At 30.9% G+C, this 13,834-nt stretch carries 12 protein-coding genes; 4 read left to right on the forward strand and 8 right to left on the reverse strand.

Going from position 1 to position 13,834, the window contains the following annotated elements:
- From BMX03_RS06915 to BMX03_RS06925, 3 genes are all read left to right on the forward strand, one after another.
- Nucleotides 1-159, forward strand: a 159-nt coding sequence (locus BMX03_RS06915; RefSeq protein WP_143052075.1) for a zinc ribbon domain-containing protein, incomplete at its 5' end; no start/stop codon positions are given.
- A 163-nt stretch (nucleotides 160-322) separates the two neighbouring features.
- Nucleotides 323-970 carry a hypothetical protein gene (locus BMX03_RS06920; protein WP_075555184.1) on the forward strand — a complete coding sequence of 216 codons (648 nt, stop codon included), beginning with the start codon at nucleotides 323-325 and terminating at the stop codon, nucleotides 968-970.
- A 224-nt stretch (nucleotides 971-1,194) separates the two neighbouring features.
- Nucleotides 1,195-2,211, forward strand: coding sequence for a Na/Pi cotransporter family protein (locus BMX03_RS06925; RefSeq protein ID WP_015562868.1), 1,017 nt, complete (start codon nucleotides 1,195-1,197; stop codon nucleotides 2,209-2,211).
- 119 nt (nucleotides 2,212-2,330) lie between these two features.
- Here BMX03_RS06925 and BMX03_RS06930 read toward each other — a convergent pair whose 3' ends face one another.
- The gene (locus BMX03_RS06930; RefSeq protein ID WP_022228173.1) at nucleotides 2,331-3,509 is read right to left on the reverse strand and encodes an FprA family A-type flavoprotein; all 1,179 of its coding nucleotides are present in this window, start codon (nucleotides 3,507-3,509) and stop codon (nucleotides 2,331-2,333) included.
- Between the two features lie 108 nt (nucleotides 3,510-3,617).
- Nucleotides 3,618-4,982: a GDSL-type esterase/lipase family protein gene (locus tag BMX03_RS06935; protein WP_075555191.1), complete on the reverse strand. Its 1,365-nt coding sequence runs from the start codon at nucleotides 4,980-4,982 to the stop codon at nucleotides 3,618-3,620.
- A gap of 253 nt (nucleotides 4,983-5,235) precedes the next feature.
- On the opposite strand from BMX03_RS06935, the gene rpsT reads away from it, so the two are divergent.
- Entirely contained in the window at nucleotides 5,236-5,502 is a 267-nt protein-coding gene (gene rpsT, locus BMX03_RS06940; protein WP_018999578.1) for a 30S ribosomal protein S20, read from the forward strand.
- Between the two features lie 190 nt (nucleotides 5,503-5,692).
- On the opposite strand, the gene holA is transcribed toward rpsT, so the two are convergent.
- The 6 genes from holA to BMX03_RS06970 are packed head-to-tail and all read right to left on the reverse strand — an operon-like array spanning nucleotide 5,693 to nucleotide 13,803.
- Entirely contained in the window at nucleotides 5,693-6,709 is a 1,017-nt protein-coding gene (holA, locus tag BMX03_RS06945; protein WP_075555192.1) for a DNA polymerase III subunit delta, read from the reverse strand.
- A gap of 24 nt (nucleotides 6,710-6,733) precedes the next feature.
- On the reverse strand, nucleotides 6,734-9,124 hold the full coding sequence (locus tag BMX03_RS06950; RefSeq protein WP_091694562.1) for a DNA internalization-related competence protein ComEC/Rec2: 2,391 nt from the start codon (nucleotides 9,122-9,124) through the stop codon (nucleotides 6,734-6,736).
- Between the two features lie 51 nt (nucleotides 9,125-9,175).
- Nucleotides 9,176-9,772 (reverse strand): ComEA family DNA-binding protein, encoded by a 597-nt coding sequence (locus BMX03_RS06955; RefSeq protein ID WP_091694564.1) that lies wholly within the window; start codon nucleotides 9,770-9,772, stop codon nucleotides 9,176-9,178.
- Nucleotides 9,773-9,812: 40 nt separating this feature from the next.
- Nucleotides 9,813-10,916, reverse strand: coding sequence for a tetratricopeptide repeat protein (locus BMX03_RS06960; RefSeq protein ID WP_075555195.1), 1,104 nt, complete (start codon nucleotides 10,914-10,916; stop codon nucleotides 9,813-9,815).
- Nucleotides 10,913-11,611 carry a ComF family protein gene (locus BMX03_RS06965; protein ID WP_091694567.1) on the reverse strand — a complete coding sequence of 233 codons (699 nt, stop codon included), beginning with the start codon at nucleotides 11,609-11,611 and terminating at the stop codon, nucleotides 10,913-10,915. The genes BMX03_RS06960 and BMX03_RS06965 overlap by 4 nt, the downstream gene beginning before the upstream one ends.
- Before the next feature lie 26 nt (nucleotides 11,612-11,637).
- The gene (locus tag BMX03_RS06970; RefSeq protein WP_091694569.1) at nucleotides 11,638-13,803 is read right to left on the reverse strand and encodes an SF1B family DNA helicase RecD2; all 2,166 of its coding nucleotides are present in this window, start codon (nucleotides 13,801-13,803) and stop codon (nucleotides 11,638-11,640) included.
- Nucleotides 13,804-13,834 lie beyond the last annotated feature (31 nt).

The following is a 13,834-nucleotide window of genomic DNA, read 5'->3' on the forward strand; positions in this document are numbered from 1 at the left end:
GATAGATTTTATCCATCATCAAAAACTTGTAACAAGTGTGGATTTATAAAGAAAGATTTAAAACTAAAAGATAGAGTTTATAGATGTCCACACTGTGGAGCAGTAATTGATAGAGACTTAAATGCTTCACTAAATTTATCTATGTATAAATTAGCATAGTTTCACAAGCAAGAAAATGCTAATATGTAGGATTCGTTGTATCCGAATTTAAGCCTTTGGAGAATCATATCAAACGAAAGTAGCTATGGCAAAATCGGATTCAATGAAGAAGGAAATAAACAAATTTTTATATTTTTATAGATTTTTGGCAACGGCTATCTAAATGAAAAGATTATTAGTAGTTTTTGTAGTTTTATTAACATTTCAAGCGGTAGCTTTAGCTTCTCCTAAAAATATAGATTTGCGAGAATATCAGCAAGCTACTGGTACAATTAATGTATTAGCAGCACCTTTTGAAAATGATAATTTTTATTTAGCTACATTTAATTTTGATGAACAAAATAAAGGTGATAAAGTTAATTTTTATCAAGGTACTTGTATTGTAGATAAAGAAAATCAGAAAGTATTACAGCCTTTATTAGTAAAAAGAGTTATTGGTAGCGAAGATAAAGTGTCAGAAGTTGTGCTAAATAAGCGACAAGAAATGCCATATTTGCAGGATTTTAGAACAGTACAAACAAATTCTAAAAAGCCAAAAGTTTATACAGGTGGAGAGACTACAAATATTGTATTATTAGGAAGATATAAGGTAGTTACTTCAATGGGAACTTTTGAAGATTGCATAGGTATCAAAATTTATAATGAAGAAACTGGCGAAGGCATGATACAATATTTAGCTAGAGGCTATGGCGTTGTTTATTTAGAAGGTGTACATTCTGATGGTAGTAAAGTAGAAATCGCTTATTTAAGTGAAATTAGACCATTAGATGAAGCTCAAATCGAAGAATTCAAAACAAAATATTTCGTTTGATAAAAAGACAAGGAACTGGTGTAATTACTTAATTTACACCAGTTTTTTTATATAAAGATATAATATCTATCTGGATATTATGAAAAAGATTTTACATATATTTTACATTTATTTTACTTTTTTCTACTAGAAAGCATTACTCACTTATTTATATAATTAAATAGTAATCGAGCGAATTTTATTTTGAAAATATGTGTTAGAAAATTATTTTGGAGGAATATTTAATGAGTGAGGGTTTGAAAATTGCTTTTGAATTATTAGGCGGTTTGGCATTATTTATCTACAGTATGAACATGATGAGCCAAGGTTTACAGAATATGGCTGGAGAAAAAATGCGTTATGTACTTAGCGTATTAACTAAAAATCCAGTTGTAGGTGTATTAGCTGGTGCATTAGTTACATGTGTATTACAAAGTTCTAGCGCTACAACAGTAATGGCTATCGGTTTTGTTAGTGCTGGATTAATGAGATTACCACAAGCAATTTCCATTATTTTTGGTGCAAATATCGGAACAACAATGACTGCGCAATTAATTGCTTTTAAACTTAGCGATTATATTTGGCCAATCGTATTTATCGGTTTTATGGTTTATTTCTTTGCTAAAAGTGATAAATTAAAAAATATTGGTCAGACAGTATTTTTCTTTGGTTTATTATTCGCAGGTATCGAAATCATGGGCTCTACTATGAAGCCTCTTGTAAATGCACCAATCTTTACAGAACTTATCGCTAGTGTACATGATAATCCAATTTTAGGTTTATTATTAGGTACAGTTATGACAGTAATTGTACAGAGTTCTAGTGCTACAATTGCAGTATTACAGAACTTTGCAGCTCAAGCTGGTGTAGATGGTAACAGTATCATCGGTCTTCAAGGTGCATTACCTATTTTATTAGGTGATAATATCGGTACAACAATTACTGCTTTATTAGCGTCTATCGGTCAATCTAAAAACGCAAAACGTACAGCTGTAGCTCATAGTGTATTCAATATCACAGGTAGCATCGTGTTCTTATGTGTATTACCATTATTTGCTCAGTTTGTAATGTATATTTCTCCTGTTGGACCAGAAACAGCAGTTATTTCTCGTCAAATTGCAAATGCACATACTTCATTTAATTTAATAAATACTTTATTATGGTTACCACTTATTCCAATAATGGTAAAAATAGTTTGTTTTATTGTTCCAGATAGAAAACCAGCTCTATCTACAGAACAAGTTAAGTCTGAAGCTGTTTAATATAATAAATGATAATATAGAAATAAAAAGCGAAGAAATTTTTCTTCGCTTTTTTTATTTTTTATTTTGGATAAAAAATAAAACTGTGCTTTAATTTTTATTTTAAAGCACAGTCTTTTTTAGATTTTAAAGTTTTCAATGATACTATTATAAATATTATCTAGTTCTTCTTGTGTTGGTTGATTAGCAATACGAATCATATCATGGAAGATATTGAGTCCTGCTTCTTCAAGTTCTTTTTGTACGAGAGCAATGCTTTGTCCACCCCAGCCATAAGAACCAAAAGCTAAAGCTTGACGGTCGTTTTTCTTAGGTACTAGACCTTTGAGATAGCATAAGAAGGCAGCTACATTTGGCATCATACCATTATTTAAAGTAGGAGAGCCAACAGCGATATATTTACTATCAAGAACTTCAGTCATAATATCAGAATAATGATTAGTTTTTAAATCGAAGAATTTTGCACAAATTCCTTTTGCTTGGAATGCTTCTGTGATTGTTTTAGCCATAATTTCTGTAGAATTCCACATGCTGTCAAATACTACAACAGCTTTATGTTCATCAGCTTCAAAATTGCTCCATTTTGCGTATAAATCTAAAATATCTTTAATATGTTTACGCCAGCTTATGCCATGACCTGTTAAAATCATGTCAATATCAAGTGTGGAAACTGTTTTAAGAGCAGTTTGAGCTTGACGACCATAGAGCATTAAAATATTAGCATAGTATTTTTTCGCTTCATGCATTAAAACAGCATAATCAACTTCATCATCAAAACGTTCATTAGTAGCGAGATGTTGACCAAAACCATCATTAGAGAAAAGAATTTTTTCTTCTGGGCAATAAGTAACCATGCTATCTGGCCAATGAAGCATAGGTACAGGAACGAATTTTAAAGTGCGTTTACCAATATTTATGCTATCACCGGCTTTTACGCCCTGGTAAGTATGTTCACCGCAGAATTTAGCAATATTTTTTAAACCATTTGGTTGGCTGACAAAAATAGTAGCATTAGGGCATTTTTGAGCGATTGCATCTAAAGAACCAGAATGGTCAGCTTCTAAATGATTGCAAACAATGTAATCAATTTTTGCTGGATCAATGATAGAAGAAATACGACTTAAGATTTCATCACTAAAAGTTTTTTTAGTAGCGTCAATTAAAGTGATTTTTTCATCAAGTATTAAATAGGCATTATAAGTGCTACCGCGTCCAGTTTCATAACCATGAAAATTGCGAACGGACCAATCAATGGCACCTACCCAATAAATATCATCACGTATTTTAGTAGCTTTCAAGATATCTTCCTCCTGTAAAAATAGTTTTATAGAAATTAAAAATTAGCTGTTTTATTTACAGTAATTATTATACAATTTCAAAACTATAATTACAACATATAGGTAGGGTTATTTAGCAACAAATTGAGAAATATTATCATTTATTTCTTGAGCATAGATTTTTTTGGCGATAACATCACCATGTAATCCGTCCATAGCATATTCTGTTGGCAATATTGGTGGACTGTTCAAAGCTTTTGCTGTATCAATATGTGGCTGTGTGCGAATGAAATCGTTAACTAAATTTAAATTATATTGCCATACTTCAGAGGTTTCTTCATTGAATACTTTTTTTATATTATAAGGATTTATAGGTGCTAAAGTGAGCAGTATAGGTGTGATATTATTTTCATAACATTTTTCTTGGATTGTTTTTAAATCATTGATTACATTTTCGGCAGGCATACCAGCACGAAGACTATTAGTTCCTCCCATGATTAATAAATATTGTGGGTGGAAAGGCAGTACATCATCATCAAAACGTTGTACCATAGTTTCGCTTGTATCTCCGCTACAAGATAAATTAATAGTAGGGAAATTTAAATAATAAGCATAACTATATGCCCAATCTGCTGGACCAAAAGATAAATGCCCACCTCCATGACTGATACTATCGCCAAAAATTGCGATTTTCCAATTGTCTTGAGGTTCATTTTTGAAAATTTGAGCATCAGAATATACACCAACAGGATTTCCTTCATCATCTAAACCGCGTACACGCCAATAAAAAGTGCCAATACGAGGTTTTTCATCATAAAGTTCACCACCTGTGATTGTTTTGGCATAAATACGATATTTAGAAGGTGCTGTGCCATTAGGATTTTCTGGAATGTTATCGGTAACTTCTATTTCAAATTGAGTGGCATTTACATTAGGAATAAACGTATAAACAGGATAGAGAAGTGTAGTGCCGTTTTTTTCATTATAAATAACATGTGGTATAGGTGCATTCATTTGAGGTGCTTGATTAGTGGCATATAGTTCCTCTAGAGCTGAAAATTTAGTGATAGGATTGTGGTCTATATCCATAGAACGAATACGCCAATAAAGAGGAGTCTTTCCGTTCAGTGCATTTGGGGCAATTTGAGTCAAATCAAGTTGTTTAGCATTTGTATAAACAGAGGCTGTATAATATAAATGTTCAGAAGATAATTCTTCATCACTTAAATCATCAGGAATGGTATCAAATAATTCTAATTCATAATAAACAGCATTTAAATCTTCCCTCCATTCTAAAAGAGGCATATTATTACTAGGGTCTTGTAGAGGAAAGTGAGATAAAGCTACTAAGGCTGGTGCTAATGGAGTTTTTTCTGAAGTTGATATTTGGGCTGTATTTTTTGTTTCTGCATCAATAGTATCATTATTTTGTAGGGATAAATGCCAACTTAAAGTTATTAAAATTAAAATGATAAATAAAAATTTTTTGTTCATAAATAAAAATCCTTCATATATAAATAATAAATAGTTAAAAAGATTATATACCTAGGATTTGACTCTAAGTCAAGAAAAAAATAAAATTTTAAATGTTTTTGAAGAAAGACTAGATTTTTTAGAGCTTTATGTGGTACAATATATATCGCGTCTAGCTATTGAATACATAGTATTTAATCTAGCCATCTTGCAAATTGTTTTATAACATGATAAACTATTTTGGTACAATTATAATGATGAAAGGGTGAATTTCTTGCCAAACATTAAATCTTCTATTCTCAGCGTAAAAACAGATGCTATGCGTCGTGCAAAAAATGTTTCTGCTAAATCTGCTATAAAAACTGCTTCTCGTAAAGTTCTTGATGCTGTTGCTGCTGGCAATGCTGAAGAAGCAAAAGCATTACTTGTAATCGCATGCAAAAAAATAGACCAGGCTGCTGCTAACAGATTATTCCATAAAAATTGCGCAGCTCGCCGTAAATCTCGTTTAGCTCGCCGAGTAAACAGCTTAAGCAAATAATTGCTAATCAAAGTAAGGACTGATTTCCAAAAGAAAGCAGTCCTTTTTCGTTTTTATAGATAAATTAATTTATTTTAAGGAGAAAGTTTTATTAAAGATGAATATAGAATATTTTTTAATAAAAAAATGCCATTAAAATAATGGCATAATCTTGTATATTAAGAGTAAAATAAATTATTTTTATTAGATTTTAAAGACAAAATTTTATAAGAAGATTTTCGATTAAAGCAGGCTCATTAGAGCCTGTTTTTAATTTATAATCAGCATCAGCTATATCTATGATCATTTGTTGAATTTTATCTAAACTGAAATTTTGAGCTTGTTTGATGATTTTTTCAGTGATAAATGGATGTAATTTTAAAATAGAAGCTATTTGTTTTGTAGATTGACCTTCACTGAGATAAATTTTTACATGCCAAAGCTGGTCTATTTGACGAGCTAAGAATTTTAATAAACGCAGTGGATGTATACCTGCTTGTTGTTGAATGGTAAATAATTCTAAGGCAGTGGCAATATCTTTATTGCCTAAAGCTTCCCAAAGGCGAAATGTGGAAATTTCAGGGATACTAGAAAAATTATCTTCAAGAAATTGGCGATTGATAAGTGTTTTTTGTGGATAGAGTGTGAGTTTTTGTAATTCTTGGTCTAAAAAACCAAGGGAGATTTTTTCCATGGATTTTATAGCTTCTAAAAAATAAGCATAAGCTTCTCGATCAAAGCGGAGATTTAGCTCACGAAGGCGAGAGTTGAGCCAGTCATTGATGTTCCAATAAGCTATAGCTTCACATTCTACTATAGTGCCAAATTTTTCAATAGTTTTAATGAGTTTTCTACGTTTATCGATTTTGCCTAAGTTATATTGTAAAATCAATATACTATAATCAGGCATATTGGCGGTATAATCTAAAAATAATTGTTCATCTTCTTTATCTTTAGCAGATAACTTGTCTTGGAATATCTTCAAATCTTTGGCGATGATGATATTATGTTCGCTGAAAAAAGGAGAACTATCTAATGCTTGTAAAATAGCTTTTGTATCAGCTGTGCTATCAAAATATTGAACAGCTTCTTCGTCGTTTTGTGGATTTAATAAAGTCAGTAATTTTTTGAGATAATTTTCAGCTAAATATAATTCTTCACCAGTGATTAAATAGACTGACTTTAATTGTTTAGCTTGTAATTGTTTTATTGCATCATTATATTTCATGGGAAATCCTTTGCTTAAAATATATTAATTTAAAAATGTTTTGAGGGAATAATTATAGCCATCAGTATAAATTACTATAGCTCCCTTTTCATCTGTGCGGAGAATTTTTGTAGGTAGATTATTCAATCTATCAAGAACTTCTTTGTTAGGGTGACCAAAGCTATTATATTTGCCCACAGAGATGATAGCTAATTGAGGTCGTACATGTTCTAGAAATTCTTGTGAAGAAGATGTTTTAGAGCCATGATGAGCAACTTTTAAAATTGTAGAGGCTATATTTTTATTTAATAAATATTTTTCTTGTGTTTGCGGTAAATCACCTGTAAATAACACAGAAAAATTATGATATGTTAATTTTAGTACATTTGAACTATCATTGCTAGATTTTAAATTTTCTTTTTCATCATTTTGAAGAAATTGGAAATGAATATCTTCTAAATTAAAAGTAGTGTTTTCCTTAGCTATAATAGCTTTGGCTAATAAGGGATTATTCAGTGGTAATTTTAAAATTTTAGCATATAAATCTTTATCTTCATCAGCGATAATTAAATGATTTACAGGTATTTTTTGTAAAATGGAATTAGCTCCACCACTATGGTCAGCGTCAGCATGGCTCAAAATTAAATAATCTAATTTATTGATACCATAATGACGTAAATAGGGTAAATCTACGTAAGAACCAATATCAAAATCAGAATTAATAGAACCACCTGTATCAATGAGTATACTATGTTGATGGGGCGTGATGATAAGGCAAGCATCACCTTGACCTACATCAATAAAGTGTATTTGTAGAGGAGAAGGCTTTATCATAAAATAACAAGAAAAAACAATCAGGCTAATACTACAGATATAAGTGATAAATTTATATTTTTGTAAAAGTAAATATAAGTATTTGCGAATTTTGATATTTAAAGTTATAAAAATAAGGGAGTAATAAATTAAAATAGCTGGAAAATCTAATGGCGGTACATAAATACTAGCAAAGGGAATTTTGGTGAGTAAAAAAGTTGCTTCATTGCTTATGCTTAAAATTAAGCTGGCAAAAATAAATAAAATTTTAGTGATAAAAGGAAAGATAAATCCTAAGATAAAAGCTATTAAACCTAAGATGATGAGAATTTCCAATAGGGGAATAATGATTAAATTGGCTAGTAGGGAGCTAAGAGATAAACTGGTGAAATACCAAATAATAATAGGAAAAGCAAAGATTTGAGCACTCATGGTTAAAGCTAAATTATCTATTAATAGTGAAGGCAATTTTAATTTATTTAATTTAGAGCGTAATATGGGCATTAAATAGACAAGACCAGCTGTAGAGGCAAATGAAAGCTGAAAACTTATATTGAATAATAATAGAGGATCAAAGAGCAATAAAATCAAAGCAATAATACTTAATAAATGTTGAGCCGTAGATTTTTCCTCAAGATATAGAGCGATAATGCTAAGTAATCCCATTATGCTAGCACGTATGACAGGTATACTAGCACCGCATAGAATAGTATAAAAAATAATGAGGATTAATAATAAGATTAAATTAAAAAAGCGAGGCAGATGTAAAAATTTACCTAAAGATAATAAAAATAGAGAAATCAAGCTGATATGAGAGCCTGATACGGAAAGAATATGAATAATACCAGTGATGGAGTAAGCTTCTAAGATGTCTTTTTCGATATTATACCCACCAAACAGCATAGCAAAAATCATATTAGCATCATTTTCAGGCATTGTTTGATACATGGATTGCAAAAAAGATTGCTCTATTTGATAGCAAAATTCTTGAAGCGAGAATTTATCAGATGTATTTAATATTTTTAAATTTTGTTTACCAATGGAAAATGTAGCATAGATACCTTCTTCTTGGGCAGAAAGCTCACGATCGACTAAATTGGGATTGTGATAATTTTGGATTAAGCGGATAGTACCTGTGGCAGAAATCGTATCATTGATTTTAGCAAGATTATCTAAATTTTTTTGTTTTTGATAAAGATAAACTTTTCCTGTTGTAGTTTTTTCTTCCTTTTGCTTGATGGATTTAGTATCAACAACATATGTTAAATGATATATACCAGCACTGTCTTGGCGGATTTTAGGCATTTGACAGATAATACCAGTTAAAGTGATTTCTTGATTGTCATAGTTTTTTATATTGTCATCGGCAATGAAGGTAAAAGAGAGATAACGCATTACACCTAAAAGGAAAAATAAAATAAGATATAGTAAAAATGTAAGTTTATATTTACGCAAAGTAAAATAGAAGGCTAGTATTAGATTTACTATAATTAAACAAAAAAGGTGTGTATATGACTTAGAAATTTCAGGAGTTTTCATCATCATATACACACCTAAGCTGTAGAAAAGAATTATAAAATTAATGAAAAGTAAGGGCGATTGCCCATAATGTATCTTAATCATAATATGCCTTCTTAAATAATAAAATAAATTATTTGTTAGATTTAAAAGATTTTAAGTAGAAATTTTATCTTGCATTTTGCTAAATTTAGCTTCACCAATACCTTTGACATTTTTGATATCTTCGATAGAAGAAAAATTACCATGTTCTTGGCGATAATCGATGATTTTTTGAGCAGTTGCAGGGCCAATTCCAGGTAAAGTATCTAAATCTTCTTTTGTCGCAGTATTTATATTGATTAAATTAGAAGATGAATTATTATTAGGACTGTTGGAATTAGTATCATTGACCTGTTCATTAGAATTGTTGACAGGTGTTTTACTGCTCACTTGAATTTGCATACCATCAGTTAATTTTTGAGCTAAATTGATTTTGGTTTTATCTGCAAGTGGTGTAAAATCGCCACAGGCTTTAATTGCATCAGCAATGCGACTATCACTAGGTAATTCAACTAAACCAGGAGAATTGACTTCGCCAGAGACATAAACAGTGATTGTAGTATCTTCTTGTTTATCTTGAGTCTGTGTTTGCGTATTATCGGTGATAATAGGAGTAGTATCTTCTTGTGTGTAAAGATAATAAAAAGTTGAAACACTAGCAAATAGAGCTATACAAAATAAAATAAGTAGCGATTTTTTATACATAGGCATATAAATCATTCTTTCTAATTATAAAAACAAAAAGGAAATATTAATTTTTTAAATCTTGGCATTTAGCGATTAAATCAAGTACAGCGAAATCTTTATGTTTAATATCTTTTAACACTACTAAAGCATTTGGATATTCGCCATTTTGACAGAGCAGATAGCCAAGATTTTTTAAGATGAAGTCATTTTCATCATCTAAAAGTAGAGCTTGGCGCAATAAAAAAATAGCTGATTGAAGATTATTATGTGTGCGGAAAATATCAGCTAGATAATTAAATAGCCAAATTTTTTTCTTATAAGATAAAACTTGAGACATGATGCATTGACTCACTTGCTCGCAAGGTGTGGCTAAAATAGTAGAAATATTTTCTTTATTGGCTATTTGCATATCCCAAATTTGATTGATTGTATTTTGTAGAGCTGGATTTATATTGGTATTAGTATCAGGCATGATGACTCCTTTTGCACTATTGATAACAGTGGATTGATGAACAGTTAAATTGTGATTAACAGGATTTTTTTGCTTTTGTGTCTTTAAAGACTGTCTACGTTGTTTTTGATAAGTATTTAGATTAGGACAACGGCGCATTAATTTATCAGCTTTAAATATTTTTTTGAGTTTTTCAATAATCATATCTAAAAGTTGATAATCTTTTTCATTTTTTAAAGTGATTTTATTGGATAATAGATGATTTAATGTAGTTAAAGCTTCTTCTTTTTTTCCATGAACTAATAAAAGTTGAATTTCTAAAAGTAGACTACGGCAATCTTGCGGAGATTGAGCTTTTAACTTTTGTGTCCAATTGAAAGCGCGTTCATAATCATGTAAACATAAATAGGTATCAGCTAATTCGTAGATGATATCACTATCTACGATATTTTTTTCAAATAATAATTGAATGCAAGATAAAGCTTCTTCATAGAGTTTTTGTTGTTTGAATTGATGGATTTCTATAAGAAAATCATCTTTAGTCATTTCATTTGAAGATGGCTTATTATCGGTAGTGATATTTTGAGTTGATATTTCTTCTGTAGTTGTATCTTCTGAGGAAGATGGATAGAGATTTTTAAATACGCAGTAAGAAGTATCAGAAGTGTTTGGTTGATTAAAAGAGGTTTGTTGAAACCATTTTGGACGTTTTTTCAAAAAAATACCTCCTTTGAAGGTTTTGTAGGTAAATTGATATTGGCTTGACTAGCTAATACTAGACCGCTTACAGTTTTAGCGCCATGATTTTTTAAAACCATAGCACAATTTTTTAGCGTACTGCCTGTGGTGAATATATCATCAATCAATAGACATTTGCGATTTTTTACATCAACATAATCTTTTAACGTAAAAGCATTGGCTAAATTTTCTTGACGTTCATGGCGTAGTAATTGATATTGTGATTTAGTTTGTTTTGTACGCTCAAGAATATCGCAATAATTAAAATGATGTTTATCAATCCATGGTTTAAAAATTTTTTCAACTTGATTAAAACCACGTTTTTTTAATTTATTTTTGTGTAGGGGTACTGGGATTATCATATCATAAGTGGAAAAATCCCAGTCTTCATCTAAATATGAAAATAATGGTTTTAAATAAGCTAAAGTGGCAAATTTATTTTGATATTTTAATTCGTGAATTAAATTCTTAAGTCCTGTATCGTATTTACCTATAGCTATAATAGGTGAAATATATTGCCGAATATCTTCATCATAAGCTAGATTTTCATTGCGGATAATTTCTTCTAAACAAGAAGGACACCACATACCTTTTTGTTCTACATAGGCATTACAAGAAGGACAATGGCTAGGAAATAGAAATTGCATAATAGCTTGATAGATATTATTTAACATGATAAAGAACTCTTTTCTAAAATAGCTTAAATTAATTTATGGGCTAAACGTTCAGCAAGCAGTGTATATCTTTTTTGTGTTCGATTACTTTGAATAGCAGTCATCAATGCTTTTTTTGAGCCAATGATGATGACTTTTTGTTTGGCTCTAGTGATAGCTGTATAGAGTAAATTTCGTTGGAGCATGATGTAGTGGCTAGTTGATAAAGGAATGATGACTACTTTATATTCACTGCCTTGACTTTTATGCACACTTGAGGCATAAGCTAGAGTTAATTCGTTTAGTTCATTTTTTTCATAGGTAACAATATGGTCAAAATAATCTACAGTTAATTTTTCGTTGTTGATATCTTGGATAAAACCAATATCGCCATTAAATACATTTTTTTGGTAGTTATTGCGGATATGCATGACTTTATCGCCAACGCGAAATGTTTGTGAAGAATATTTTAATTCATCTTGATTTTTTTTAGGATTTAATTGTTCTTGAAGCATTAGATTTAAATTTTCTACGCCACATAAAAAGCGGTGCATAGGAGATAAAATTTGTACGTCTTTGAGAACATCAAAACCTTCATGAGGTAAATCTTTAGTACATAAATCAAGGATTTTTTGTGTAATGGAAGTATCGTCATTTAATTCATAAAAGACAAAATCGCTGTATTGTTTGCGAAGGTCAGGCAATCTACCAGCGTTTATGATATGTGCATTTTGGATAATCATGCTTGTTTGAGCTTGGCGGAAAATCTCATCTAAGCGAATAGCAGGGACTTTTTGCGAACGGATGATATCTTTAAGTACAGAGCCAGGGCCTACGGCAGGGAGTTGGTCTGTATCACCGACTAAGATGATGCGACAACCATCTGGTACAGCATTTAAAAAATGGTGCATGAGGACTATATCTACCATAGAAACTTCATCTAAGATAATGACATCAGCATCTAATTGGTCATCGATATCTTTGCTAAAGCCTAATTGTAAATTATCATCTTGAGCTAAATTATTTGCTTCTAACAAGCGATGGATAGTTAAAGCTTTTTGCCCTGTTGTTTCGCTTAAGCGTTTTGCAGCTCGTCCAGTTGGTGCTGCTAGGCGAATTTTTAATCCTTGGGCTTTTAAAATGGATAAGATGCCTTTGATTACAGTCGTTTTACCAGTACCAGGGCCACCAGTGAGTACTAAAACTCCGTGATGAAGACAAGCTTTGATGGCTTCTTTTTGTTTTTGTGCAAGTTGGATTTGATTGTCTTTTTCCCATACTTTGATAAATAAAGAAAGATTATCTTCCGATAAAGGCTCAGTTGCTTGTTGTAATTGAAGTAGACGCGTAGCAACTTTTTTTTCGGCATAATAAAGATATGGCGGATAAATTAAAGTTTCACCACCAACTACTTCAGTATTTAAAGAGCCAATATCAATGCGTTCTTTTAAAATAGTGAAGATGATTTGATTATTTACTTGCAATATTTTTGCTGTTTTATCGACAAGAGCCATTTCAGGGATACAGCAATGACCATTGTTGCAAAGTTGCATTAAAGCATAGTCTATGCCTGAGATTATGCGTCGTTTATCCTCTCTTTGTATGCCAAGATTAAAAGCCAGTTTATCAGCTGTTAAAAAACCTATGCCTTCTATATCTTGAAATAAGCGATAGATATCTTTTTCCATGATATCTATTGCAAAAGAACCGTATTTAGCAAAGATTTTACCTGCATAAGTATTGGATATACCATGATTTTCTAGCCAAACCATGATTTCAGTGAGTTCGCTTTGTTCAAGATAAGATGTAGAAATTTTTTCTGCTGTTTTTTTGCCAATACCAGGAACTTTTAATAATTCATTTGGTGATTTAGCAATTATTTCTAAAGTTTTTTCGCCAAATTCAGCGACTATTTTCTTTGCCATGGCAGGGCCAATGCCGTTGATTGCCCCAGAAGCTAAGAATTTTTCAATGCCGGATATTTCTGTAGGGGCAACAGTTTTATAAGTTGTAGCTTTAAATTGTTGCCCAAATTTAGGGTGCTTTACCCATTCCCCTTCGATTTCTAATAGTTGCCCAATGAGTGGAGCTATGCCGTTTAGGGTAACTGTTATCTGTGTAGAAAGTTTTTCTGGTGATAATTTTAAAACAGTGAAGCGATTATCTTGACTGGCAAAAATAATCGTATCGACTGTTCCACATATTTTTTCCATAAGTAAAGCCTTTCTATTATTTATGATAAAT

The sequence above is a fragment of the Megamonas sp. Calf98-2 genome (assembly GCF_900110235.1).
GTDB classification, from domain to species: domain Bacteria; phylum Bacillota; class Negativicutes; order Selenomonadales; family Selenomonadaceae; genus Megamonas; species Megamonas funiformis.